The 26,732-nt window shown below is 43.9% G+C and carries 23 protein-coding genes and 1 pseudogene; 3 read left to right on the top strand and 21 right to left on the bottom strand.

The window, feature by feature from the left end; translation table 11 throughout:
- Positions 1–13: 13 nt before the first annotated feature.
- The 7 genes and pseudogenes from ACIFO6_RS15735 to ACIFO6_RS15705 all read right to left on the bottom strand — a co-directional run bounded on the left by ACIFO6_RS15735 (position 14) and on the right by ACIFO6_RS15705 (position 7,043).
- Positions 14–955: an ABC transporter ATP-binding protein gene (locus ACIFO6_RS15735; protein ID WP_430041760.1), complete on the bottom strand. Its 942-nt coding sequence runs from the start codon at positions 953–955 to the stop codon at positions 14–16.
- Between the two features lie 11 nt (positions 956–966).
- Positions 967–1,917 carry an ABC transporter permease gene (locus tag ACIFO6_RS15730; protein WP_430041758.1) on the bottom strand — a complete coding sequence of 317 codons (951 nt, stop codon included), beginning with the start codon at positions 1,915–1,917 and terminating at the stop codon, positions 967–969.
- A 4-nt stretch (positions 1,918–1,921) separates the two neighbouring features.
- Positions 1,922–2,855 (bottom strand): annotated as a pseudogene (locus ACIFO6_RS15725) (ABC transporter permease).
- 197 nt (positions 2,856–3,052) lie between these two features.
- A complete protein-coding gene (locus ACIFO6_RS15720; RefSeq protein ID WP_430041757.1) occupies positions 3,053–4,756 on the bottom strand; it encodes a peptide ABC transporter substrate-binding protein in 1,704 nt (567 codons plus the stop codon).
- Between the two features lie 153 nt (positions 4,757–4,909).
- Entirely contained in the window at positions 4,910–5,299 is a 390-nt protein-coding gene (locus ACIFO6_RS15715; RefSeq protein WP_430041756.1) for a DUF3397 family protein, read from the bottom strand.
- A 4-nt stretch (positions 5,300–5,303) separates the two neighbouring features.
- On the bottom strand, positions 5,304–6,266 hold the full coding sequence (locus tag ACIFO6_RS15710) for a ketopantoate reductase family protein (RefSeq protein WP_430041754.1): 963 nt from the start codon (positions 6,264–6,266) through the stop codon (positions 5,304–5,306).
- 126 nt (positions 6,267–6,392) lie between these two features.
- Positions 6,393–7,043 (bottom strand): RsfA family transcriptional regulator, encoded by a 651-nt coding sequence (locus ACIFO6_RS15705; RefSeq protein ID WP_430041753.1) that lies wholly within the window; start codon positions 7,041–7,043, stop codon positions 6,393–6,395.
- A 297-nt stretch (positions 7,044–7,340) separates the two neighbouring features.
- On the opposite strand from ACIFO6_RS15705, the gene ACIFO6_RS15700 reads away from it, so the two are divergent.
- The gene (locus ACIFO6_RS15700; RefSeq protein WP_430041751.1) at positions 7,341–8,429 is read left to right on the top strand and encodes a hypothetical protein; all 1,089 of its coding nucleotides are present in this window, start codon (positions 7,341–7,343) and stop codon (positions 8,427–8,429) included.
- A gap of 142 nt (positions 8,430–8,571) precedes the next feature.
- Here ACIFO6_RS15700 and ACIFO6_RS15695 read toward each other — a convergent pair whose 3' ends face one another.
- The 5 genes from ACIFO6_RS15695 to ACIFO6_RS15675 form a co-directional block, all read right to left on the bottom strand.
- Positions 8,572–9,903: a PhoH family protein gene (locus ACIFO6_RS15695; protein ID WP_430041749.1), complete on the bottom strand. Its 1,332-nt coding sequence runs from the start codon at positions 9,901–9,903 to the stop codon at positions 8,572–8,574.
- 380 nt (positions 9,904–10,283) lie between these two features.
- A complete protein-coding gene (locus ACIFO6_RS15690; protein WP_430041747.1) occupies positions 10,284–11,348 on the bottom strand; it encodes an LCP family protein in 1,065 nt (354 codons plus the stop codon).
- A 124-nt stretch (positions 11,349–11,472) separates the two neighbouring features.
- Positions 11,473–13,314 carry a translational GTPase TypA gene (typA, locus tag ACIFO6_RS15685; RefSeq protein WP_430041745.1) on the bottom strand — a complete coding sequence of 614 codons (1,842 nt, stop codon included), beginning with the start codon at positions 13,312–13,314 and terminating at the stop codon, positions 11,473–11,475.
- A gap of 294 nt (positions 13,315–13,608) precedes the next feature.
- The gene (locus ACIFO6_RS15680; RefSeq protein WP_430041743.1) at positions 13,609–14,100 is read right to left on the bottom strand and encodes a hypothetical protein; all 492 of its coding nucleotides are present in this window, start codon (positions 14,098–14,100) and stop codon (positions 13,609–13,611) included.
- 117 nt (positions 14,101–14,217) lie between these two features.
- Positions 14,218–14,877 (bottom strand): TerC family protein, encoded by a 660-nt coding sequence (locus ACIFO6_RS15675; protein ID WP_430041741.1) that lies wholly within the window; start codon positions 14,875–14,877, stop codon positions 14,218–14,220.
- A 200-nt stretch (positions 14,878–15,077) separates the two neighbouring features.
- Here ACIFO6_RS15675 and ACIFO6_RS15670 point away from each other — a divergent pair, with 200 nt between their 5' ends.
- The gene (locus ACIFO6_RS15670; RefSeq protein WP_430041739.1) at positions 15,078–15,779 is read left to right on the top strand and encodes a TerC family protein; all 702 of its coding nucleotides are present in this window, start codon (positions 15,078–15,080) and stop codon (positions 15,777–15,779) included.
- Between the two features lie 106 nt (positions 15,780–15,885).
- Here the strand turns inward: ACIFO6_RS15670 and thiI are convergent, their stop codons facing one another.
- From thiI to ACIFO6_RS15640, 6 genes are all read right to left on the bottom strand, one after another.
- Positions 15,886–17,112, bottom strand: a complete 1,227-nt coding sequence (gene thiI, locus ACIFO6_RS15665; RefSeq protein WP_430041737.1) for a tRNA uracil 4-sulfurtransferase ThiI — start codon at positions 17,110–17,112, stop codon at positions 15,886–15,888.
- Between the two features lies 1 nt (position 17,113).
- Positions 17,114–18,262, bottom strand: a complete 1,149-nt coding sequence (locus tag ACIFO6_RS15660; protein ID WP_430041735.1) for a cysteine desulfurase family protein — start codon at positions 18,260–18,262, stop codon at positions 17,114–17,116.
- A gap of 156 nt (positions 18,263–18,418) precedes the next feature.
- On the bottom strand, positions 18,419–19,114 hold the full coding sequence (locus tag ACIFO6_RS15655; protein ID WP_430041733.1) for a lytic transglycosylase domain-containing protein: 696 nt from the start codon (positions 19,112–19,114) through the stop codon (positions 18,419–18,421).
- A gap of 222 nt (positions 19,115–19,336) precedes the next feature.
- Complete coding sequence (locus ACIFO6_RS15650) at positions 19,337–19,732, bottom strand: hypothetical protein (protein WP_430041731.1); 396 nt, start codon at positions 19,730–19,732, stop codon at positions 19,337–19,339.
- A 44-nt stretch (positions 19,733–19,776) separates the two neighbouring features.
- Complete coding sequence (locus ACIFO6_RS15645) at positions 19,777–20,004, bottom strand: DUF1540 domain-containing protein (protein WP_430041729.1); 228 nt, start codon at positions 20,002–20,004, stop codon at positions 19,777–19,779.
- A gap of 181 nt (positions 20,005–20,185) precedes the next feature.
- Positions 20,186–20,692, bottom strand: coding sequence for a YpuI family protein (locus tag ACIFO6_RS15640; protein WP_430041727.1), 507 nt, complete (start codon positions 20,690–20,692; stop codon positions 20,186–20,188).
- Between the two features lie 186 nt (positions 20,693–20,878).
- On the opposite strand from ACIFO6_RS15640, the gene ACIFO6_RS15635 reads away from it, so the two are divergent.
- Entirely contained in the window at positions 20,879–22,762 is a 1,884-nt protein-coding gene (locus tag ACIFO6_RS15635) for a S8 family peptidase (protein ID WP_430041725.1), read from the top strand.
- Positions 22,763–23,015: 253 nt separating this feature from the next.
- Here ACIFO6_RS15635 and ACIFO6_RS15630 read toward each other — a convergent pair whose 3' ends face one another.
- The 3 genes from ACIFO6_RS15630 to ACIFO6_RS15620 form a co-directional block, all read right to left on the bottom strand.
- Complete coding sequence (locus tag ACIFO6_RS15630) at positions 23,016–23,228, bottom strand: DNA-binding protein (protein WP_430041723.1); 213 nt, start codon at positions 23,226–23,228, stop codon at positions 23,016–23,018.
- 1,154 nt (positions 23,229–24,382) lie between these two features.
- Positions 24,383–26,242 (bottom strand): hypothetical protein, encoded by a 1,860-nt coding sequence (locus tag ACIFO6_RS15625; RefSeq protein ID WP_430041720.1) that lies wholly within the window; start codon positions 26,240–26,242, stop codon positions 24,383–24,385.
- A gap of 76 nt (positions 26,243–26,318) precedes the next feature.
- The gene (locus ACIFO6_RS15620) at positions 26,319–26,540 is read right to left on the bottom strand and encodes a DUF5659 domain-containing protein (RefSeq protein WP_430041717.1); all 222 of its coding nucleotides are present in this window, start codon (positions 26,538–26,540) and stop codon (positions 26,319–26,321) included.
- Between the last annotated feature and the right edge of the window lie 192 nt (positions 26,541–26,732).

Raw genomic sequence — 26,732 nt, 5'->3', positions numbered from 1 at the left:
GCATAAAACAACATCAGGCGTAAGGCTCAGCTACAAAATGCCCTTTGGACACTTCGATCAGCTGAGCATTTTCCAGGTTATAGCCTGACTTATTGCCGGTTGCATCATTTGTATGAATGGGGCCAGCTTGATCACCAGGCATAATAATCCGTTTTTTGTTGGCTTCCACTTCCGGGTCGGGAATCGGAATGGCCGACAGAAGCATTTTCGTATAAGGATGGATCGGGTTTGCATACAACTCCGCGCTTTCTGCAAGTTCAACCATTTTACCCATATACATTACAGCTACCCGGTCACTGATATGCTTGACCATTGACAGATCATGCGCAATGAACAGGTATGTCAGACCAAGACGCTCTTGAAGCTCTTTTAACAGGTTGACAACCTGAGCCTGAATAGACACGTCAAGAGCTGAGATCGGCTCATCACAAATGATGAATTTAGGGTTAACCGCCAGCGCGCGGGCAATACCGATACGTTGACGCTGACCACCGGAAAATTCGTGCGGATAACGGGTTGCATGATCCGGGTTCAAACCTACCAAATCCAGTAACTCTTCAATCCGTTTTTTGCGCTCTGCACGGCTACCTGCCATGTTGTGAATATCCAGTGCCTCACCGATAATATCAGAAACCGTAAAACGCGGGTTCAAGGATGCATACGGATCTTGAAAGATCATCTGCATATCACGGCGCATAGCTTTCATTTTGCCTGATGATAATTTGTAGATATCCGTACCGTTGAAGCGTACGCTACCTGCTGTAGGCTCGTATAATCGAAGAATGGTGCGGCCCGCTGTAGATTTACCACAACCTGATTCACCAACCATACCTAGTGTTTCGCCTTCGCGAATATAAAAATTCAGGTTGTCCACCGCTTTGAGCACACGGTTTTTGCCAACATTAAAATACTTTTTAAGACCTTCAACCTCAATTAAATTGTTGCTACTCACCATGATCTCACCTCCTATTTCTTCAGCTTCGGATCAAGTGCATCACGCAATCCATCACCAAAAAGGTTGAACGCAAGCATAATTAAACTGATCAAACCTGCCGGAAAAAGCATGCGCCAAGGATAGTACATCCATCCTGTCAATGCTGATTCAATCATTGAACCCAGCGAAGCCTGAGGAGCCTGTACCCCTAATCCCAAGAAGCTCAGAAAAGCCTCGGAAAAAATAGCACTTGGAACCGTCAAAGTCAGTGTGACGATAATCGGGCCCACAGCGTTAGGCAATAGGTGACGGAACAGCAGACGGCCTGCACCTGCACCCATCGAGCGGGAAGCAAGCACAAATTCCCGATTTTTCAGCTGTAGCATTTCACCACGCACAATCCACGACATGTTAATCCACCCGGTCACACAGAGCGCAATAATAATCGTCGTGATACTTGGCTCCAGTACAACGAGTAGCAGGATCGTAACAAGCAGATATGGAATGGAATACAGAATTTCAGAAAATTTATTCATGATTTCATCTACACGGCCACCAAAGTAACCCATAATTCCACCATAAATAACACCAATCATCAAGTCAATCATTGCTGCGGCCAAACCGATAACCAAGGAAATTCGGGCACCCATCCATGTACGGACAAACATATCACGCCCCAGATCATCTGTTCCGAACCAATGCTCCGCCGAAGGAGGAAGATTGGTGCTCAACAAATCATTCGTACGGTCATCGTATGGCGAAAGCATCGGACCAACGATCGAAGCAAGTACAATAAAAATCAGAACGCTCAGGCTTGTCATTGCCAGTTTATTTTTACGAAGCCGTTCCCAAGCATCACGCCAAGCGGATAAGCTTTCACGCTGAATAACTTCAGACTGCTTCTCATCCGCGCCGATTTTCTGAAAGTCTTCCGGTTGTACCTGAAGCTTCTCCAAATTCACAGCATTGTCTTTCACAGACATAAAGTTATCCCTCCTTCCCGCCGGTCAGCTTAATCCGTGGATCAATAAAACCGTATGCAATATCAGTAATAAAACGTGCCACCATTAGCAAAATGCCGTAAAAAATAGTAACTCCCATAATCATGGTATAGTCACGGGTCGTAATACTGTCTACGAATACTTTACCAATACCACCAATCCCGAAAATACGTTCAATAACGACGGAACCCGTAATAATATTTGCTGTCATAGGCCCCACATAGGTAACAACCGGCAAAATGGCGTTACGTACAACGTGTTTGAACATTATCGTAACAGGCTTCAAACCTTTAGCCTTAGCAGTCTTGATATAATCCGCATGAAGCACTTCCAGCATGCTGGAACGCGTTAGTCGAGCGATAAAAGCAATTGGCGAAGCGGATAAAGCTACAACAGGCAGGAAATAATCCATTGGACCATCAAAGCCCATGACATTAAACCAACCTAACTCCTGTGCAAAGAAGAACTGAATCAACGATGCCAGGACAAAGCTGGGAACCGCAATCCCCATAATCGCTAAAATCATTGCGACGTTGTCAATAAGCCTGCGATGGTATAAAGCTGCGAGCATACCTAGCAAGAGTCCGACAATAATCGACACAATTATGGCGACAAAGCCCAATTTAAGCGATACCGAAAAAGTTTGTCCAATAATGTCAGTAACACTTTGGTTCAGCTTTTTTCATGGAAATACCAAAATCACCTGAAGCAATATCACCTAAGTATTTGAAATATTGGACATATACAGGCTTATCCAGCCCATATTGCTCCATTAACCGGGCTTGAATCTCAGGAGAAGTCGCTTTTTCACTCATGAAGGGGTTACCCGGAATTGCTTTCATGAGAAAAAACGTCGCAGAGATCAGAATGAACAAGGAAAGCAGCATATAGAAAAATTTACTGATCAAATAACGCGTCATTGCCCGTTTACACCCCCCATAAATTTTTTTCGACACCATTCGATTTTATCGAAATAGAATTGGAATGTCCAACCTACTTATTTGCATGGTTACATGATAATGGAAAAGATCATGACACACAAAAAAAACGGGATATATATGGTTGTATCCACATATATATCCCGAAGTAACTATTAAACTTCAGAATTGAGCTTCAGTTACTGTGTAATATACGCTCTTGTGAAATCAATCGCTCCACTAAAGTCAAGAGTTATGTCTTTTACATTCGGTTTCGTTAAAGAAACATTTGAATAGTAGTAGATCGGAAGCATAACCATATCGTCTTGAACCAGAATTTTCTCTGCTTTTGCGAAATCTTCCATGCGTTTTGCTGGATCGGTTTCTGTCTTAGCTGCTTCAATCAAAGCATCATATGCAGGATTAGCGTAGCCAGAATTATTATTAGTGTTGCCTGTTGTCCACATATCCAGGAATGTCATTGGATCATTGTAGTCGGCAGACCAACCACCACGAGCGATTTGGAAATTCAGCTTGTTACGTGTTTGAATAAATACGCCCCACTCTTGGTTTTGGGTTTTAATTTCCACACCAAGGTTTTTCTTCCACATATCAGCGACTGCCAAAGCAATCTTTTGGTGACTTTCACTGGAGTTATACAGCAAAGATACAGGAGGAAGTGTAGTTACGCCTTCTTCTTTCATACCTTCTTGAAGTAATTTTTTCGCTTCAGTAAAATCTTCTTTGAAGAAATCATCTTTATTTTCGGTACGGAACTCCTGAGAAACTCCTTTGATACCTGGAGGTACAAAGCCGTAAGCAGGAATTTGACCACCCAATGTTACTCTCTCAACAATCGGTTGGCGTTGAATAGCCATCGCAAATGCTTTGCGGATTTTAACATTATTAAATGGTTTTTCAGTTACGTTAAACAAATAGTAATACGTACTTGCAATCCCTTTAGCCTTAAACTCATTCGGCAGTTCTTTTTTCACAGCCGGAATTTGGTCTGTAGGAATTTCACCGCTTGGCATACCTGCATAATCAAGTTGTCCACTTCTATAAGAAGCCAGTTCTGTTGCACCACTGTTTACAAGAGACATTGTAATTTTGTTCAACCTGATTTGATCTTTGCCCCAATAGTTTTCACTCTTGGTAACTTCGATCTTTTGACCGCTGTCCCAAGTTGTTAAAGTGTAAGGTCCATTGGTGATCATGCTGTCTTTCTGAACCGCCCACTTTTCATTACCCTTAATAGCAGGGTTTACAGGATAGAAGGTGTAGAAAGAAGTCAAGCCCAGGAAGTAAGGAGTTGGGTGATCCAGTTCTACTTGCAATGTATGGTCATCAACTGCTTTGACACCTACATCTTTGAAGTCTGTAATTTTAGTGCCTTTAAAAGATTTGGAAGTGCTCAGGTTGTAGCCCTCAGCATTTTTTATATAGTACAATTGGTAAGCATATGGAGGTGCTGGAGCCGTGGAAGGATCCAATACCCGTTGCCAAGCAAATACGAAGTCACTTGCTTTGACTGGGTCGCCATTACTCCATTTTGCAGTATCACGAAGCTTGAACGTATAGGTTTTGCCGTCATCGGAAATATTCCAAGATTCAGCTACACCAGGAATTTCTTTGCCATCAGGACCCATACGTACGAGACCTTCATACAAAGTTTTGAGAACCGTGTTCGTTTGACTATCCTGAGCTTGTGCCGGATCGAAGGTTGGCGGTTCGGAAGAAAGGTTAATGCGCAAAATTTGTTTGTCGGCCGGAGCCGGCGTAGTTGATGCATTTTCTTGTGCGCCCTTACCATTGTTATCGTTCTTGGCAGAGCCACAACCTGCGAGCAGTGCGCCAACTGCAAGAACGAGTGTCAAAAGGACTAAAAAACTTTTCCTTTTCATCTAGCGTTTTCCCCCTAGTTCTAAAGTGGTATATGTTTATAGATTATACAACCAGCGGTCAAAAAAATCTACATCACATTTCTTTAAATTGAGCTTTTTTTTCAAAAAAACATGATTAATTCATATTTTTTCGGGTTTTCATGTCATGTTATATCACACGTTATTGAATATATTTTTAAAAATGCCAACAATAGTTAATAGAATATACGCTAATGTCATGGCTATAAAAGTTAATCTCCACACGGCTCTACATAATCTTTTCCCATCGACCTTACCCTTTATTCGATTTTGGGCTCCTCCAATTAAACCCAGCGCCAAAAGTAGCAGCAGTAATATCAAATAAAAACCGAATCTTGATGCAAAAATGACATTAAAGAGCGCCGCGACGGATAGTATCAGAAAAGCCGTAGTAATGTCCATAGATATAAGCAACGACTTCTTTTTTTCCAGTTTAAGCAGGTAGCGGCAAACCGCAAACACGATCAGAAACGGAAAAAAGGGAAGAATACTAAATGTGATGATGGTACCTTGTATGAGACTCAACTGATCACCCCTCTTTTAGCCGCATGCCCTCAATTAATTGCCATAATACCGAATGGGTTGGTGCAGTAACCCCCGCTTGCTCTGCCATCTGCACCAGCTGTCCGTTAATGGAAGCAACCTCTGTCATGGAATGTGCAAGCACATCGGCCAGCATAGACGACTGATTCTCTGCTGTTGTCCGGCAAACCTTCATAATCTGATCCCACCATGCGCTGTCCCACCGAATACCATTGGCTTCGTACACTTGAATGCCTTCTTCGTATAGCTTGCGCATCATATGTATACGGCCCGGATCGGAAAGCAGCTCTCCATTGGGGATTCGCCATATTGCTGTCAGCGGATTAATCACAGCGTTGATTAGCAACTTGCGGTAAATACCGTTCTCGATTTCTTTCGACAAGCAAACGTCAAATCCTGCTGCAAGCAGCCTATTTAACACATATTGTTCGAATCTTCCGACCTGTTTCTCCTCCAGCTCATCTGGACAGCCAATCTCCGTAGCCCCCAGCCCGGCATGCAAGACAGATGCTACTCCCATTCTCTTGGCTCCTTCGGTCGTTACCGCAGGATATACCGCCGCTTCTGGATAGGCTTGTTTAATTCGTTCTATATGTCCGATTCCGTTCTGAAAGCAAACAATTCCGATATCGCTTTCTGTATTGCCCGCAGATTTAATCTGCTCCAGCACTTCCCCAATCGCCCCCTGTTTAGTCATTATCAAAATCCACCGTGCCGGAACCTGTGAATTCAAGCGTTGCCAATCTGCCAACGGCGCTGCCTTTAATTCGTCTCCTCCAGTCACATGAACAGCAACATGCCCCTCTTTTTTAAGTACAGTAATCCCTTCACAAGCAATGATCCGTGCCTGCTCAAGCGTTCGTGTCCATAGCCTTACTTTTGTACCTGAGGCCGCTAGTCTTCCAGCAAACGACAATCCGAGCGAACCTGCTCCAATAATATCAATCACCTATGTATCGTCTCTCTTCCATCTTTTTTTCTACTATATCATATGCACTCTAGAGAAATACAAAAAACGCCAACTACGGCAAAGCGTGAGTTGACGTTCTATTTAACATTTGCTGCTGTAATTTTGCTACTCAATGCGCTCCAGGTTCCCATTGGCGTCCATTTTGAATCTGGATTTAAGCTCTTCCTCATCCTCAGTAATTAAAGCCAAACGGCGGGCCCGGTCCATAATCTGAATCAAGGCTTTGTAATCATCATTCACAACGCGATAGTCAGTTTGCACCTCATTAACCTCTTTGGACAACCGATCATTAATGGAGCGAAGTTGATTTAATTCCTCTTCCTTTTCACGTAAATCTTTTTCCAGCATTTTGATCTGTCGATTGGTTTCCTGTACAGATCCCTTCCATTGACGTAAAAAACGGATCACTGCGTCAATGGACAACGTATCCTCACTCGTTCCATCCGCTCTGTATAGCCCTTGAGCCGTATCAAGCGTGGCAAAAGCTGCCACCTGAGATACACCAACTGGACTCTGCTTGCGAATATAACTGCGTTTTTGACGTTGCGCTTTAGCAATGCTGATGGCTTCATCATAACGCTTGCGCACGCAACTGTTCCAGCGGAAGCCGCATGCTGCGGAGGTTCTTCCTATTTTTTGCCCAACCTCTTCAAATGCGGCGAGCTGTGTTCCACCTTCCCGGATATGACGCAATGTCACCTCCGCCAGTATCAAATCATCTTCAACACTCCATGCATCTTGTCTTATTGCAGTCATGCCTCTAGCCCTCCTAACAACATCCTGAAATAACCGTCTTCATGAACCGATCTTACCGGTATTTGAATAGGGTATAAAAGCTGTTTATTCATTTCTATGCCTCTCGTAGAGTTCATAGAATCTATTTGATACTAAATTGTATTTCCATTTCTATAAGAACTCATACGTGGACAAATACAGTTTCAGGTTTCAAGCATCCTCTGGGTGCTGTACAATAAATCAATGGTTAAAGAATAAGAAAGGAACATATATATTACTGTTAGACTTTTTGCGGGAATACATAAAAGGGGAAAACCAATGAACAGACCCACTCTAAAAATGATAAGTTGTACTCTGCTAACGATCATTTTGATATTAACCACCATGCCTGTATGTCCTGTTCTGGCCGCTCCTTCAGAAGAAGCAAACCGGATTTTGCAGGATAGTCTGTCAATCGTCGAGATTGACCATGAAATTGAGCGGATCAGTCAGGAACAACAGATACTTTTACAACGTCAGCAGGAGCTACGGAGCAATCTCGCCACTCAGCAGGAGCAGATGATCAGGCAAAGGAAACGTGCGAGTTCTGTGCTGCGCTCCTATTATATGGGCGAAAGAGACAAGCTGCTCAGTGTAGTGCTGGGAGCTAAAAGTCTTAAACAGATTCTCTCCCTGTACGATTACTACTTGTTGCTGATTAGCCACGATCAGGATGTGCTTCAGGAATACGAGTCCAATTATCGGATTATGCGAAAAACGGAAGAACAGGTCACACGGGCCTCATCGGATTTGAAAACGGTCAAAACAAACTTGTTGGAACAACGTAAGCGCATTGTTTTGCTTCAGGAGCGTGTAAATGCCGGTGTTAACAACAGCAATGACCCGGATACGCTACGCAAGCTAATCAGCGAAATGACAGCTTATTGGGAGAATGTAGGCGTCTACGAGGTGAACAAGCATTTTAAAGCGCTGGCTCAAGCGATGCAGGATTTGCCTCAATTTATTCAGCAGCAGCAAGGAGCCATGGTTACAAACGGAAAAATCATTACGATAAGCATACGTGAGGATGATTTTAACCGTTTTCTGAAATCGGAAAATAAATTATTTAATCACTTCAACTTTTCCTTCGGGCAGGATCGTATTGTTGTAGAAGGTCAACAGGGAACCATGAAATTGAGGGTAGAGGGGCACTACACGGTAGAGAATGAACCGCAAAATGCGATTTTATTCCATGTGGATCGCCTGGTCTTTAACGGGCTGGAGCTACCAGATACGACCCGTAACAAGCTGGAAAAGGATTTTGATCTAGGCTTCTATCCGCAGCAACTTATTTCTTATGTCAAGGCCACAGAGGTACGCACCATAGCGGGGGTACTTGAGGTTAAGCTCGAATTGAGCCTGAAGTAAGGCTTTGTCACCCTTGTATAGCTATCATAAATAATACATGGACAAAAATAAGAGACCCCGGGATGCTCCCGAGGTCTTCTTATTTACAACAAACATTACGCAGTATATAAACATCCTGATCATGGGATTGTAATATGAGCTTCTACAGCAGATCGGCTGCCAACTGCGCCAGCTTGGAGCGCTCTCCTTTTTCCAGCATAATATGCCCGCTAATCCCTTCCTGCTTGAAGCGTTCTACTACATACGTCAAGCCGTTACTGGCAGCATCCAGATAGGGGTGATCAATTTGCTCCGGGTCTCCCATCAAAATAATTTTACTCCCCTCACCTACACGGGACACGATTGTTTTGATTTCATGCCGCGACAAATTCTGTGCCTCATCAATAATAATAAATTGTCCAGGTATTGAACGCCCGCGAATATAAGTGAGCGCCTCCACCTGAATGCTCCCCAAGCCCATCAAAATTTTATCAATATCGCCTGATTTTTTGGTATCAAACAAATATTCCAGATTGTCGTAAATCGGTTGCATCCACGGACGAAGCTTTTCTTCCTTTTCTCCCGGTAAATAACCGATATCCTTGCCCATAGGAACAACAGGACGGGCGATTAGCAGCTTCTTGTAGCGATGTTCATCCTCTACCTTGAGCAGACCAGCAGCGAGCGCCAGCAACGTTTTGCCAGTACCCGCTTTTCCGGTAATCGTCACCAATGGGATATCGTCATTAAGCAATAGCTCCAGCGCCATCCGCTGTTGGGCATTACGCGCACTGATCCCCCACACCGATTCATTGCTTAAATACAAAGGCTCTAATCGGTCTGCTTCCTGGTTTACTTTCAGCAAAGCCGATTTTCCAGTCCCCATCTCATCTTTTAGAATAACAAATTCATGAGGATATAGCGTATAAGACAGCTCCAATGGCTTAATCGGTAAGAAACGATTGGAATAAAACTCATCTATGATGGACGGATGCACCTGAATTGCCGAGTACCCGGGATATAGCTCACTCAGATCACCGGTTCTGTCGGATAAATAGTCTTCGGTCAGCAGTCCCAGCACATCTGCCTTGATTCTCACCAGCACATCTTTACTAACCAGCACCACCGAACGCGGTTCAGGCAGTTCCTTCTCCTCCATTTGATAGTTCAAGGCGACTGCCAAAATTCGATTATCATTCGAGACTTCCCCGAACATCTCCTGAACTTTCAAAAAGCTCCGATGATTTAATTCAACCTTGAGCCTCCCACCTTGCGGAAGCGGAACACCGCTGTGCAGATGTCCTACTTCCCTCAACCCGTCCAGCAATCGTGATACGTTGCGAGCATTCCGTCCAATCTCATCCGCGTTGCGTTTTTTGGAGTCGATTTCTTCCAGAACAACAGCTGGAATAACCACTTCATGTTCTTTGAAGGTAAAGATGGCTTTCGGATCATGCAATAGCACATTCGTATCCAGCACAAAAATTTTCTTCATTTAGATCCCCTCCAAAGCGGCGTGGACAATCTCGTGTTTCATACCTATACCTATTCACCGGGTAGCCAATACTTGCTGATTCCCTGAAAAAAGACCCCAGAAGCAGCGTTAAACAACGAAAAGTTGGTAGGTAATTAGAGCCTTAGAGCCTGTACACCTTTGGATTAGACACAAAAGGCCCAGTGATCACTCACTGGACCTTACTTACTTATTTCATTCATTTCATTACAGAAAAAGCAAACGAGATTAGACAGCAAACAGGTATGAATGTCCAAACCATAACCTTGGCGTGCTACCCATTCAGACATACCTCAACCCCCTTATGCAATTGAGCTTTTACTCGCTGCGAGTATAACATAAGAGGGGAGAAAGATACACACTCAAGAATTGGAAGAAGAGACAGTATTATTGTCGCTCGCTTTTTTTGATAGCTCCTCTTGCAAGGATTGTCTGGCCAATTCAAGCTGTTGCTCATCAATATAGACATAAGGACTGCGCCACGTTCCTGCTACCGGATTGTATTTCACATTTTGCTTGGAAATATTCCAATAGGTCTGTACAAGATTTTTCATTTGCTGAGATTCAATATCTGTCATCAAATTCTTATCAACAGATTTAATAATTGCACTAAATTTACTTAGAGCACTGAAGGATTGCATTTGGTCAATTAAGGAATGAAGCACCTGATTTTGTCGACGGTTGCGATCAAAATCGTCAGATTCAGCTGTTCTCGGGCGACAGTTTGATTTACGGTAACGAACAAAATCTAGGGCCTGATCACCGGTCAAATGTTGTGCTCCAGCCTTCAAGTTAATGTTAGTACCATCTGCACTGTCACGGTAACACATATTTTTGTCGACCGTAACATCTACGCCACCTAAATGATCCACAACATCTCTAAAGCCCTGGAAGTTAATAACTGTCACATAATTAATGTCAATGTTCAAATATTTGCCGATCATCTTCTTCATTTGCTCTTCAGCGACTTCACCAGACTCTTTCTCTCTAGCCTTGAACACCGGATAGTACTCATTTAGCTTACGAGGTTTATATCCTTCCAGCTCAAGCCGCGTATCCCTCGGCAGCGACACGATTGTAGATGACTTGGTATTCGGATTCAGTGTAGCTACCATAATAACGTCTGACAAATAAGTTGGATGATCAGGACGGTAATCCGTTCCAAGCAACAAAATGGTCAAAGGCTTGGCCTCGGCCAATTGTGTTTTGGGCACTTCCTTATTGATCCCCGTATCCAAAACTTCCTCTACCTGATTATATAGATAATAGGTATAACCGCCAGCCGCCAAGATACCTATAATAAGCAGAAACAGAACAAACTTCATAAACGATCTGAAAAAGCTTTTTTTCTTTTTGGTTTTTTTCGGTTTGGCGGATTTTTTCCCGCTTTGTGTCCGGGGAGGCAATCCGTTAGAAAGATTACTCATAACTTCAACACCTTTTCCTGCGTTTTGAGAAATAAAATTTCTCCAAGTTTACAATCCTAAAACAGATACAGCGGCGCATCCCGTTGCCGGGCGTCGCCGCTGTGGCCAAAACCAATCCAATCAATTACGAATTTGCTTGTGTTGTTTTACGCTGTTTTTCTGCACGCTCGCGCTCACTTTTGTTCAAAATCTTTTTGCGCAAACGAATGGCATTAGGTGTAATTTCACAATACTCATCATCATTCAAATATTCGAGCGCCTGTTCCAAAGAGAAGATACGAGGCGTTTTAAGTTTAACAGTATCGTCTTTTGTTGCAGAGCGAACGTTCGTCAATTGCTTCTCTTTACAAATGTTAACAACGATGTCGTTATCACGTGTATGCTCTCCGACGACCATACCTTCATAAATCTCAGTACCCGGCTCCAGGAACAGAATACCGCGATCCTCTACACCCATCATTCCATAGAATGTAGTGCTTCCATTTTCCGTCGAAATGAGTACGCCTTGATGACGTCCACCAACTTGACCGCCAATAAATGGACCATAGCTGTCAAACGCATGGTTCATTACGCCATAACCACGAGTCAAAGTGAGGAAGTTCGTAGTGTAACCAATCAGACCACGTGCAGGAATCAGGAATTCCAAACGAACCTGTCCGGTGCCGTTATTAATCATGTTGACCATTTCAGCTTTGCGGGAACCCAGACTTTCCATCACTGCGCCCATGCTTTCTTCAGGAATATCAATGAGGAGACGTTCGATTGGCTCCATTTTCTTGCCATCAATTTCCTTCACGATTACTTCCGGTTTGGACACTTGCAGTTCATAACCTTCACGACGCATGTTTTCAATCAGAATACCCAGATGCAACTCACCACGTCCGGATACGATAAATGCGTCAGGACTGTCGGTTTCATCGACACGCAAGCTGACATCCGTTTCGAGTTCTTTCAGAAGACGTTCGCGGAGTTTACGGGATGTGATCCATTTACCTTCGCGACCTGCGAATGGGCTGTTATTAACCAGGAAGGTCATTTGCAGCGTTGGCTCATCAATTTTGAGTACAGGTAAAGCTTCAGGATGGTTTGGATCGGCAATCGTTTCTCCGATGTTAATATCCTTGATCCCTGCAATAGCCACAATGTCACCAGCGCCCGCTTGATCGGTTTCAATCCGTTTCAGACCTTGGAAACCGAACAGCTTCTCAATACGCGCTGATTTGCTGCTGCCGTCACGCTGCATAACCGTAACCGCTTGTCCTTGCTTGATAATACCACGGTTTACACGACCAACTGCAATGCGGCCAAGATATTCGTTATAGTCCATCAGTGTTACGAGGAATTGAAGAGGCTCATCTATTTTCTCCGTTGGAGCTGGGATGTGATCCACAACGGTTTCGTACAATGCCTGCATGTTATCATCTTGCTTTTCAGCATCCAAACTGGATGTTCCGTTCAGTGCTGAAGCATACACAACAGGGAATTCCAACTGCTCATCACTCGCACCCAACTCGATGAACAGATCAAGTACTTCGTCAATAACTTCGGCTGGACGAGCTGCCGGACGGTCAATTTTGTTAACAACAACAATTGGCGTCAGGTTTGACTCCAATGCTTTACGCAGTACGAATTTAGTCTGCGGCATACAACCTTCGTAAGCATCAACGACGAGCAAAACTCCGTCAACCATTTTCATAATCCGTTCCACTTCGCCGCCAAAGTCGGCGTGTCCCGGTGTATCCACAATGTTAATCAGATAATCTTTGTACGTAATAGCTGTATTTTTTGCCAAAATCGTAATACCGCGTTCACGCTCCAGATCGTTGGAGTCCATGGCGCGCTCCTGAACAGCCTCGTGGTCTCTAAATGTTCCGGACTGTTGAAGAAGCTTGTCGACAAGCGTCGTTTTGCCGTGGTCGACGTGGGCAATAATTGCAATATTGCGAATATTCTCTCTTGCATGCATGGTTTGTATCCATATCCTTTCCGTATATCAAAATAGTGTCTCTATCCTGAAAGTAATGCTTATCCAAGGCTAACAATCGTTCTTCAGGCTCGCTCCCTGCCAGCCCTCTGTATATTTCAGGCTTTGAGCAGGCAGCTTCTCTTTCCGAATCGCGTTAAAACCTTAAAATAAGCGTCAGAAAACATTCCGACGCTCTTATCATATCCATTAATATTATAGTTGAAAAATGTCATAAAGCAAGACATTATTGGCTGTTCCGTAATTTACCGCCATAAATTTTGCACTGCTTGTCGTTTACCATTTACGTTTGGTGCGATTGTTAACCATCAGCCATATCCCTGCACCGATCAATACAACTGCAACAACATAAATCATTCCGGTCCTCAACATGCTAATTATCAGTAGAAGTACCGAAACGAGTCCCAAAATCATGCTCCCTGTATATACAGTGCGAGGCAGCGTTATATCATTAATAGCGTATTCCCATAATCCAACCGCCACACCCAGCAGTAACAAAGGCCATAGATAGACCATCAGATGCCAGCCCCATGTATTACAGAGAAAAAATAAAAAACCGTACACCGACAAAATCCCGGCCGGCAGCAGCATAATGGGGGAAAGCTTACGCATCATGTACATCGCATGCAATATAATACCAGGTATTAAAATCAGCAAAGGCCAGAAGTATTGTCCCAAAAAGGAGAAGACCCCCAGTTTTCCCAACAAAATAATCAGTCCTACGGCAATGATGCCCAATCCGATCATACGCTCTTTTCCGGAATTCATCGTGGTCTCCTTTATTTGCTGTATTTTATAGTGTTTTTACAAAAACCGATTAGATTCCCCGGCGTTTGCAAAATCCCTATGGTCTAGTTTAGCCGATGTTTTCCAAAAAAACTACGTTCAAATACGGCGGGCTCGCAACTGCTGATACAATCCTGCTATTACAACTACGATGGCCAGCAACCCCGGTAACCATGAATGTAAAACTTCCCCATACCCAGTTAACCATGCTTCCAGTTTGGGATCACGCAGTAGCATTTCGCCTGCCGTGAAAGCCAATATTCCAGATCCGAGTAAAACAAGTACAGGGAAACGGTGAAGCCAGACTGCAATAACGTTGCTCCCCCACACCACAATTGGAATGCTGATCGCAATACCGATGACAATGATGGCGATATCCCCATTTGCAAGTGCTGCAATAGCCAATACATTATCGAGACTCATCACAAAATCCGCCACCAGAATCACCTGTATAGCCTTCCATATAGTTGTTTCTGCTCTTACTCCCACATTATCGTTATTCTCATAAAGCAGCTTAAACGCAATCCATAACAGAAGCAGACCGCCCGCCGCCTGAATAAAGGGTATGCCCAGCAAAAGGACAGCTGCAAAAGTCAATACACAGCGCAGGACAACTGCGGCGAGCGCTCCCCACCATATTGCTTGGCTCCGCTGCCTTGCAGGCAAGTTTTTGCTCGCCATGGCTATAACAACCGCATTATCACCGCTTAACACCAAATTGATCATTAATATTTTTAACAGCAAAATGATATGCTCCATGTGTACAAACACCCCCATGCTACTTGTATGCGAAATAGGACGAGGCTATGCTGTGTGCCATCATTTATTAAAAATCAATACCCGATTAGTTGAGCATAATCCTTGAAATCAGTAGCAAACAGCAATATAATGAATCGTATTTCCGAAAAACGGGTATTAATCATAAACAGAGCATACTGAAACGTTGTTTAATCAGGGAGATGAGAACGATTGACATGTCCGGATTTCAGTTTTTTGGGCTACTGCTTAATGTGATATTTATTGATCTTCTGCTTGCAGGAGATAACGCTATTGTCATTGGACTTGCCGCCCGGAAATTACCGCCCGAACCGCAAAAAAAAGCGATTCTGTACGGTACCGGAGGTGCTCTACTCATTCGTATAGCCGCCACGATTGTTGTGCTTTGGCTGCTTCAAGTGCCGTGGCTGTTACTCGTCGGGGGTGTAATGCTGATCTGGATCGCATATAAGCTGCTGGTAGATCAGGAGGATCACGCCGAAGTCAAAGCAGGAACGACTTTATGGGGGGCTATCCGTACCATCGTTATAGCTGATGCAGCCATGGGACTGGACAATGTGATTGCCGTCGCAGGCGCTGCCCAGCAGCATTTGATACTGGTGGTGCTCGGTCTGCTGATCAGCGTGCCGATTGTCGTATGGGGAAGCACTCTTTTCATCAAGCTTATTAACAAGTTCCCGTGGATCATCTATTTGGGCTCGGCTGTGCTTGGCTATACTGCCTCCAATATGATTACCGAGGAACGCAAGCTGGAGCCATACTTTACCGCACATCCCGCGCTGCGTGTCCTGTTTATTGCCTCAGTGATGGTTGGTATTTTGCTCACAGGCTATCTTCAAAACCGCAGAGCCATATCCAGTCGAAAAAAAGCCGTTTTGAAATAATTTTAAGAAAAATACTTGTATATCTATAATCTAAAAAAGGCAGACCCGACAATAGTCGATGGATCTGCCTTTTTATATACCGCTAAACGCAGCATCTTAAAAGATTTTAAAACCAATCCTCTTGCACAACTTCCTCTTGACGTCCCTCTATAGCCCCATCTGCCTCAAGAACAACAGTCTCCGTTGTAGCCACGGCCTGCTCAATCAACGTATTTAAATCCCGAATAGAGGCTTCGATCTTTTGAACAACCCATAAATTAGGATTGGTCGTTGGGGATTTGGGAACAAACAATGTGCAGCAATCCTCATACGGCAGGATAGATAGATCGTATGTGCCGATTTGCTTGGCTATTTCCGTAATTTCCTGTTTATCCATCATCACGAGAGGACGCAGCAACGGTAATTCGGTCGAACGCCCAATCACATTCATGCTCGATAAGGTTTGGCTGGCTACTTGGCCTAGACTGTCACCCGTCACAAGCGCCAGTGCGCCTTCACGCTCCGCCAGCATCGTAGCAATACGCAGCATGGACCGTCTCATCAGCGTGATGATTAGATTATCCTGTCCAGTACGTGTAAAAGCCGTCTGCACCTCCGTAAAAGGTACGAGATGAATCTTGATGCGTCCCGCGTAACCCGCCAATACCCTCGCCAGGTCAATAACTTTTTCTTTCGCACGCTCACTCGTAAACGGGTAGCTGTAAAAATGGACGCATTCGATTTCCAATCCTCTGCGCATGGAGGACCATCCCGCTACCGGACTGTCGATTCCGCCCGAGAGCAGCAGCATAGCTTTGCCGTTTGTACCTAACGGATAGCCTCCTACAGCCTTAATAATATCGCTAAATATATAAGCCGCCTGCTCTCTGACTTCCACCCGTAGCTCGATATCCGGTTGACGAACATCGACCTTTAACACTGGAAACCCGCGCAGTACCGGCGAACCAATCAAATGATTCATCTCATGTGATGAATGGGCAAATCCTTTCCACACCCTGCGAGCATTTACCTTGAAAGTCGTTCCTTCCGTCGGATTCAACTCACGCATCAAGGCTACAGCGGTCTCAATAATCGTGTCAAGCTCAACAGGAGCCATTTTAACAGGACTGATGGTGGTGATACCAAACGCCTTTTGCAATACTTGGATGATCTTCTCATAAGACTCTCCCCCGAGAACGACATAAATCCGTCCAAATTCCTTACGCAAAGAAGCGCCGGGAAACGGCTTGAGCAACAGTTTCACGTGATTCAGTACCGCCTTTTCAAAACGGGCACGGTTTTTCCCTTTCAATGTAAATTCGCCAAAGCGAAGCAACAGCATGTCATAGTGCATTTTAACGTTTCCACCTTTCAAGGGATTCCAATTGTGCCACAGCCTGGTGGAGCGCGAGAATAAGCTCGTCAATATCCTGTTCTGTATGTTCATCACCGAAGCTGATCCGAATGCCACCGGACGCCTCCGCCTCATTGCGACCCATCGCCAGTAATACCCGACTAGGCTCGGCCAATTTGGAGGAACAAGCCGATTGGGTCGAAACAGCCACGCCCAATTGCTCTAGCGTGTGCAGCAGCACCTCTGCCTTCATACCCGGATACGAAAAATGGACAATGTGCGGCGCTTCCTCCCCGCTATTCAATAGCAATTGCGGGATCGTCTTCACTTCCGTGGCTAGCCGATCTCTCCACCCAGTCATACGCTGCGCTTCCTCTGCTTGCCGCTCTCCTGCGAGCCGGACCGCCTTGGACATACCGACGAGCAGCGGAACATTTTCCGTACCTGCACGAAATCCCTGTTCCTGAGAGCCTCCACTAAGCAGTGGGAAAAGCTCCACACCTTCCCGAATAAAAAGTAGTCCGGCTCCTTTGGGACCGCGCAGCTTATGTGCGGACAGGCTGTACAGATCAGCCCTCCAGCCCCGGATATCCACAGGAAGCTTTCCATAGCCCTGCACACCATCAACATGGAACAGTACACGCGGGAACTGTTCCTTCAACGCTACTCCGATATCACGCAACGGATGTACCCTTCCCGTCTCATTATTGACATGCATAATGCTGACTAAAATCGTGTCTTTACGGATAGCTGCACATACCTGCTTGGCACTGACATGCCCTTCCGCATCAACGGGCAAAAATGTGACCTCAAAACCGAGGTCTGCCAGTTGTCTGCAAGCTTCATACACGGACGGATGCTCCGTCGACACCGTAACGATATGCTTGCCTCTGGCCTGATACTGCAAGGCCACTCCTTTAATAGCGAGATTGTTGCTTTCCGTTGCCCCGGATGTGAACACAATCTCCGCCGGATGCACCCCCAAAGCTGTAGCACAAACCTCCCGGGAACGCTTAAGCAGCTTATCCGCATCTTCTCCATACCGATGCATTGAGGACGGATTGCCATAGTGGAGTCTCATCACCTCAGCAATCGTCGTAATCACCTCTTCAAAAGGTGGAGTTGTCGCTGCATAATCAAAATACTTCATGAAACTCCCCTTTCTGCACTGCAACCTCTACAACAAAAAAAAGACCAAAACAGGGAAAGGCCACTGCATTACACAGTGACACCCGTTCCCCATATTGATCCCACCTGCGGATCTGTCTGATTAAAATTTTGTTTTTTTCTTTATAAGCTACAGGGCTTAAAACGTATATTTTTCACGTGCATTCTGTATTTTGGTAATATACTTTTGCGTTTCTACCGGAAGCATGTTCATCACAGCCATCAACTGCTCGTCACTGTTCACGCCCAATCGCTGTACCCGTCCGGGGCCTGCATTATAAGCTGCCAAGGCCATATTTTCCTGTCCATTAAAACGCTTAATCTGGTAAGACAAATAACGAACTCCGGCATCAATATTTTGTGCAGGATCATACGCATCGCTAACTCCCAATCCCTGGGCCGTAGCATCCATAAGCTGCATAAGCCCTTTGGCTCCAGCTGAAGAAGTGACCAGCGGGTTAAACGAAGATTCCGTATCAATGACCGCTTTAATCAGCGACACCGGAACCCCGTATTTATTGCTGGCCTCGTTAATTAAATCATCATAAGCTGTAGGTTTGGTCGGCCCATCGGTTGCTGTGCTGGAAGCAGGATATACCGCCAATGGCGAAATCGTTCCCCTCGAGGGTCCCAATTGGAGCCAGAGCAACCCATTTTCATCCCTTGTAACGTCCCCTGAATTTACACGAGCTGCAGCATCATCTGTCTCCAACTGTCCTGCCTGCTCAAGTAATCCGGAAAAAGCGTCCGTTGTACCCGTTTGTGCTGTAGCACCTATATTACTCAACAACTGCGTATCTATTATGGCCTTGGACACGCGCGGATCTATTTGCATGTGGCATTCCCAACTTTCTTTAGTTGTTATATCCCAAACAGCCTATCATTACTGCTTATGATACAACGTTTTGCTATGTACTGCCATACTTTTTAAGGAAAAAAGCTCCGCATCGTCGAATTGACAGCGGAGCTTCATGGTACTGTGTCAATACAGAATAGATCGCTTATAATTTACTCGAACAGAGCAAGCGATCACTTGGCTTTTCGTGCCTTCACGAGATCAGCGAACAAATGGAATAAAAGCAAAGTAACTTAATGTCGCCAGCGCACCCAGTCCAATCGACCAAATACCTGTTGTTTTGTTACCATTTACATAAGCAAAAAAGCCCAACACCGCAGCAATAGGCCCCAGAACAATAGACCACATAAACAGTGCAGCAATTCCTGCGGCTAGACCAATATAGCCAGAGATACGTCCACTTTGGCTTATGACATGCTGCTCATCCTTGTCCTCATGCCGAGTCACGGCTGGTGAGCCTGGAGCTACCTCAGCCGCATATTCCTCCTGGTGATTGCGACGCTTGGCATAACGTTCTTGAATACGACGGGGATAATCCACACGCTCACGGCTAAAATGCCCTTCGTCTCGATGCTTGTCATTTTCATGACCCTCCATAATACACTGCACCTCCAATTACGTAATGATTCGTGGTATGAACTTTACAGAGACTTTGGTTTGAAAGTGTGGCAACAGGTTGCAGCAGATGTTGCAGCCTGTTCACGTTCGGCTGAGCTGAAGCTTTCACCCGCATATTCTTCATCAAATTTTTTCCCGGCATGACTGTCAATTTCTATCATGATCAAATCTGCCTTGCACAAGTTGTTTTCTCCCCAATAATGACAATTGGCTACGCTGCATTTGACTATTGGCTTGGCCTCTTGGCTCATGATTATCACCTCGGATTCATTGTCTCCTCCGTAGCGTTCACCTATGCGCCATGGTATATGGCAGTTGGTGACATACGAAAAGAACCGTTTCCGGCACCTCCTCCGAACTGGCAGGAAGCAAACAGGAAACGGCTTGCTTGTCTCGTATGTTTTTGTTTTTTAGAAATATCTGGCTAGATGCTTATGCATGTGTACGGCGAGTCTGCATCCGGCGGTGAGTCAAATAATCACTTTCATAATAAGCAAGATCATCGCGCAATTCTTCAAAATTTTTCGTAATGTCCATGATCACTTCGCGGGCGGGCGTTACTGGCGTTTTACGGAAGCGTATAGCATCTTGTCCCGTATAAGCGTAGCGTCCATCCTCTGCGTAAGATTCATTTTTGGGATAAAAAAAGCTGTTCACGCAGTCATGGTAAACGTTATACAATGCCTTTTCCGCAAAATCGACGTCAAAGTTGGCACGGCGCAAAGCCACACCCAGCTTTTCATAAGATATTTCAGAAAAAACAAGGACATGGCGGAGATCCGACAAAAAGCCTTTGTAAAAGAGTACAGACTCCTCACTGCGATCCACAGCCAGCTCCGGCAGTGCATGTTCATTAAGGAATGCTTCCACCCGTTCCACGGCAGATTTCAGTTTCTCCTGCGCAGACTCACATAATTTTTGTACGTTGACTGCTGACATTAATGCAGCTCCCCCTTATTTGTTGCTTGTTCATCAATTTGGTTACCCGAAAATAGATCCTTCTAACCGAAAGAGCTGTAATTTTCAGTATTTATCCTAACACAAATAAGGATTGAAAGGTATAAAAACATGCCAACCTTCTCACGCTAAACCATAAATTCATAAACTCCCAAGGAGGACGGTCCCATGTCTCGGCAAAAATGGTTAAAACCCCTGATCGGAGCAGCCGCCGGGGTGCTTATCATCACCCTGATGCTGCCTTCCCGAGATCACCGCCACACACCACAGCCCGAATATACGGCAAAAATGGTGCCACAGCAGGAAAAGAAGCTCAAAAAAGGAATGTTGGCTTTGGACTTGTCCGCTACGGATACCATCACTCGCATGGATGCCAGACAGGATATTGAATACGTAATGCGAGAACTGAATGATAAAACTAATGATCAGAAAAAGCATTTTGCCCGCAAGCTTCAGCAGTCGCACAGTCATCTTCACACGCTACAGTGGATCAATACACATGAAGGGAAGAGCACTACCTACACAGGCAGCAAGGCACAACCTCGTCTGCTTAATCACATTCAAGTCAAAAACAGCCTGGCTGCGGCTCGCCGTTCCGTCCTGCAAAATAAATCTTACGAGTCCGCTGCTTTTCAGGCAGAGGGTGGAAAATATTTTGTCATGGCAGAGCCATCGACTGACGGGACATACGGCGTTGCCGCGCTGGTCAGCCAGCAAGTGCTTCGTGACGTGGAAAAGCATCAGCGTAAAAACCTGCGTCTGATCCCATACCCGAAGGAGGGCAGCTACAAAATCGAATCTGTACATCCCGACACACTGCATGATATTACCGTCAAAACGGGTCATGACAATGAAAATGCGAGCCATTATTTTGAAAATGAAATTGTCGTTCGCTTCCGCCAAAATCCTGATCAACGGCAATTACGCGAAATTGCAGCAGATTTGAACTGTGAGCCAGGCCGAAAGCTTGGTTATACGTATGTGTTCCATTCGAATAACATGAGCTTCAAAGAGCTACAGCAATATTTCTCGCAGAAGTGGAACCCGGTATATGCAGAACCTCACTACATGTATCTGACTAATGAAAAAACACCTGTAAAAGCATCGGATGTCTCTATTCCAAATGACCTGCTCTTTTCCCGCTATCAGTGGAATCTGCCGGCCACTGAAACCAACCGGGGCTGGGCGCTATCCAAAGGCAGCAAAAATGTAGTCGTAGCCGTCGTGGATACGGGAGTGGATATGGACCATCCTGATCTAAAGGGCCAAATCCTAGCGGGACACAACGTAGTCAGCCCGAAGGAAAAGCCTTACGATGACGTCGGTCACGGAACGCATGTTGCTGGCATTATTTCCGCGCTTGTGAACAACGGCGAGGGTGTTGCTGGCATGACATGGTACAACAAGGTTATGCCAGTCAAGGTACTCGATCAATCAGGCTCCGGTACCACATATTCCGTGGCAGAGGGTATTATATGGGCTGCAGACCATGGAGCCAAGGTCATTAATCTGAGCCTCGGTAATTATGCGCAAGCTGAATTTTTACACGATGCGATTAAATATGCCTATGACAAGGATGTTGTATTAGTCGCAGCCACGGGAAATGATAATACGGAACGGCCTGGCTATCCCGCAGCCTATCCTGAAGTATTTGCCGTATCTGCCATAGATGCGTCCATGCACCGGGCTTCATTTTCCAACTACGGAGATTATGTTGACGTTATGGCCCCCGGCGCAAGCATAGCAAGCACGTATCCGGGGAACCAATACGCTGCCCTCTCAGGCACTTCAATGGCCAGTCCGCATGTATCAGCGCTTGCCGCCCTCGTTCGTTCCATCAACCCCGACCTGACGAACAAAGAAGTCATGGATTTGATGAGGAACAGCGTGATTGATTTGGGTACACCGGGGCATGACAAATATTTCGGATATGGCCAAATCGATGTATATAAGGCGTTGAAAGCAGCTCAACGTCCGTATGTTCCTTTGCAGTTTTATCCACAGCATTTGGGCGACAAAATAAAATCTCTCTTGAAGATGCTGGAAACGTAATAAAGATTCCGTTTGGGCAAAAAGCAGCCATGTACGCTCCATGGGCAAAAGCTTTTCATGTAGTCTCATGAAACCTCAAATAACCTTATGTATCAGTGTTTTTTCTTATCTTACTTCTCATCTAGTCACAAACTACCTTATTGAATTTCATCGTTTTTTTGAGGTTTTGTGACCAGTGTGTGACCACTACATCATAAAGAAAGAACACATTTGCAAAAATTAATTGCTTGGTGTGTTCTTTCTTTATACATGGTTATACATTGCTATAAGTGGATGATTCGATTATGTATTTTGCGAAAAGTGGCTTTGCTACTCGTAACTGTTTACCTACTTTCATCACTGGGAAATTGCCAGAATTTAATTCGTTGTAGGCTGCTGCCTGACCCACCATAAGTATTTCCTGAATATGATTTACATCTAAAAGTGGGGGATATGATCCTAAAGCTTTTAACATCTCTTCTTCCATGTATGTATATTTACCTCCGTTTTCGTTTCCTTGTTTGTCTACCTGCTGAAAATCTATAATTCCAATTCTAAGCCTTTCTAACTTGCTAACCTACTTCTAACTACTCCCTAACCGTAAACACGCTTTAAAATCGCTTCCAGATCGTCTAAGCAATAATAATTGTCTAAGAACGTCCTAACAACTTCATATGGATAACCTTCATCCCTTATGGCTGTCATAATAAACTGTTTCGACTCAATATGTATCCCATCTGTACTCAATTGACCTGCTTCCATGTCAAATGTTGATTTTATAAGCTATCCATTGAATACTAGCCAGATGAATCCGTAGATTAAAGACATTAGCCCTATAATACCCAACAAGCAAAAAAGTAAAAGCATAAGAACAAATTTTTTACCGTCCATGATTACACCTCATTATAAAAATAAGTCGGCTACTTCATTACATCTAATCTACAAACCGCCTCTATGGTAAGTCTATGCTGCTGCATGGGAAAACGTAAAGATGAGTCCCTAAATTAATTTTATCGCTAATCCCTATAGATGTATCTATGAATAACAGTTATTGTCCTTCCCCTTACAAATACCTTGTCTATGAAGAAGTATCTAATTCCCTGTAAATTATTCAGAAAATGGATGCACTAAAGACGAGTCAATAATAATCCATCTTGACCAAATACATCCTATTCTGTTATCCCATCTGCCAACTAATCTGACACCCTGATTCCCATAATTCATGTAACAAAACACAGAAATCAAAATATAGCTTCCAATCTTTTTGCTACTTATGCAGCTATAACGATTAGAAAACTCCCCTTAGCGGGTCGTGTTCTAACATTTACAGCATGGCATACGCCACATTGTTCATTTGTATACTTCTCAATCTCGCCATCTGATTTGCAAGTTTCAGCCTATTTCACACTAATTTCAGCCATAACTTGCAAAACCAAATATGCAAAAAACTCAATGATATCAACACTTTTTTCTTAATCTCGCCACTTTTTTATATAATATATATAGGGAGAATGGATAGATTAGTATCTGATCAAGTGCAAGAATCCAAATTACAGACAGTCACCCCGTGACTGGATGACGTAGCAATAGCGTAGCGCTTGCGGAGATTCTTTTGATCTTATTGTTAAAGTAGCTTAGACATTACAACCTAATGACAGAACGATATTCAATTAGAATCTGTTTTGTGTTCAGGTATGTCTGTACCAGACTTAAATCCTTGTTGAAATGTCTCGCAAAATGGCTACTTTTAATATTAAATTGCTTGGCTATGTCCCTCTTTGGATATGTTCCCTGTGGCTGGCTAAGTAACCAATCCATGATCCTCTCTGTCATTGTTGCTTTTGTAGATAGTCCTGCATCACCGTTTAATTCATGCTTGCTCACGAAATCATCTACAACCAATGGAATTGGCTTAGCTATCTTAATCCCCTTTAATTGCTTGGCTACTTTATTAAACACTTCTCCGCTACTGGTTACTATGTATATCTCTGCTTTGGGTTTAGGAATACGCTGTACACGTTTAACAGTCTGATACATCTCTGATATGATATCGCACTGTCTGATTTTCTCTAAATTCCTGTTTTTGAAGCCTCTAGCCTTCTCCTTCTTTATAATATCTAACGACACTCTCCAGTCGTGTTTATCTGTATACTGGCACAAATGGATGATATGGGACTCGAAACGTTGATTAGGTGTTCCAAGTAAATAGCAACAGTCAAAGTCACGCCAAGTATTTTTTCCAATTAGATTCCCATACCAGTTAACTGATATAGATTCGCCATTATATTCATCCCCTATGGCAATATCCGTGAATCCAATTTGTCTGAGTTGACGAATAAAATCACCTTCATCACCGTTAACAGATGACACGAACTCCTTATGTAAGACAACCAAATAGCGTTTATCAAACTTAAAGTTGCGCTTGATGAAATTTATTATCTTTTCAAAGTATTCATTCTGATTGATTTCTGTGTTCAGCTTCTTATGAATGCTGTTTTTGCTGGTGCTGAATTTAATGTGTGTTATCGTTGAGCCTGAATGATCAATAAGCTTGGATTGTTTATCCAAAATAAATTTGATATTCCCGTTCTTCACACTGTATAGATGGTCTATTTGTCCGTTAGCGTCTAGTATTACATTGTTGTCTAGACAAAACAATCTGTGCTTTCTGTTATATGCACTAAGCGAATGATAATTGTAATAGCATGTGTTTTTATAAAATAATTCCAGTTTTTGCACAATGCCTTTGAGATTATTATAGACTGGTAATCCTTTGTCACGGGTAATCTCTGCTTTGTTTTTATTTATGACCTTACACAACTCATAGACAGGCTCCAAGCTATCTATTTTGGGATGGCACTTGATAATTCCCCTGCTGGAAAGTTTCTTCCCTTCAGCCGTCTTCATTCGTTCACATTCATTAACCTGATCAAGCAAACCCCTGACAGCATCATACAACAAGGGATGAAGAGTATGCGGTAAAATAGAAAATAGATTGTTATACTCCGACCTACTGAAACTGGCAATATCGAAGTCAATGCGTTCGTCTATGATTTGTGTGTGTCTGCCCTCTGTGAACCATCGTCTTAGTTCATCGTCTTCACACAGCATTTTATAGCGTGAATGCGTAATAATGAGAACATCCGAATCTTGTACAACCTCAAGATTATGGCGATAATGCTTCTGCCAACTTTCACTTGTAATCCCAATAACATGCTGACCTTTGCCTATAATTCGTTCGCTACTGTCTCCAAATCCTTGGTACAACCTGTCAATATTTTTACCTATGTACTTTTCTGAATCTTCAACGTCCTTAGCAAACCGCTTCACCAACAAAAACTTCCTGTATGGCTTCCCATAATTGATACCTGTGAACTGATAGGACTCGATGTAGTTTCTCAAAATCTTATTTGTTTCCACCGATTTACCGAGTGAAGCCTCTAAATCAATAACTACAAACGTATTCGGATCAGTTTCACCTTCCAATATCCTTCGCTTCATATTTAAAATTTTATTTGTATACTTCTCGCCATAAACATCAACAAATGTTGGAATAGAATGATTGGAATGTATTAGTTTAGCTCCTTACTGGCATTCTGCTGGCATACTCATGAAATTCATGGTCGGTTTTATAATCTGCCATTGCCTGTTGTAAGCGTTCACTAGAGCAAAACAAATAAACATTCCTATCACTCTTCAAATCATCACCAATCGCAACCAGCATAAATCCCCTTAATTGAAGGTAAAGAGATAGTTTGCGCGAATGAATGACAGTTGTCCCATTAGAAATATAGACCACTCCCGTTGTTTTTCAGTTTTCAAAGATCACACAATAAATAAACTTAACGATCCATACCAGAAAGAATAAATAAAACAATACACGTCTGTTGATTAACCATAATAAGTAATTTAATTAATAAAACCAGAGGTACTCTGAAGAAGAACGCGCTGAATTTGAATCAGCCATTCAACAGGTAGGTTTTGAAGAAGA

The organism is Paenibacillus sp. NRS-1781 (assembly GCF_050467745.1).
Lineage (GTDB): Bacteria > Bacillota > Bacilli > Paenibacillales > Paenibacillaceae > Paenibacillus > Paenibacillus terrae_A.
This window is presented reverse-complemented; position numbering and strand designations above follow the sequence as displayed.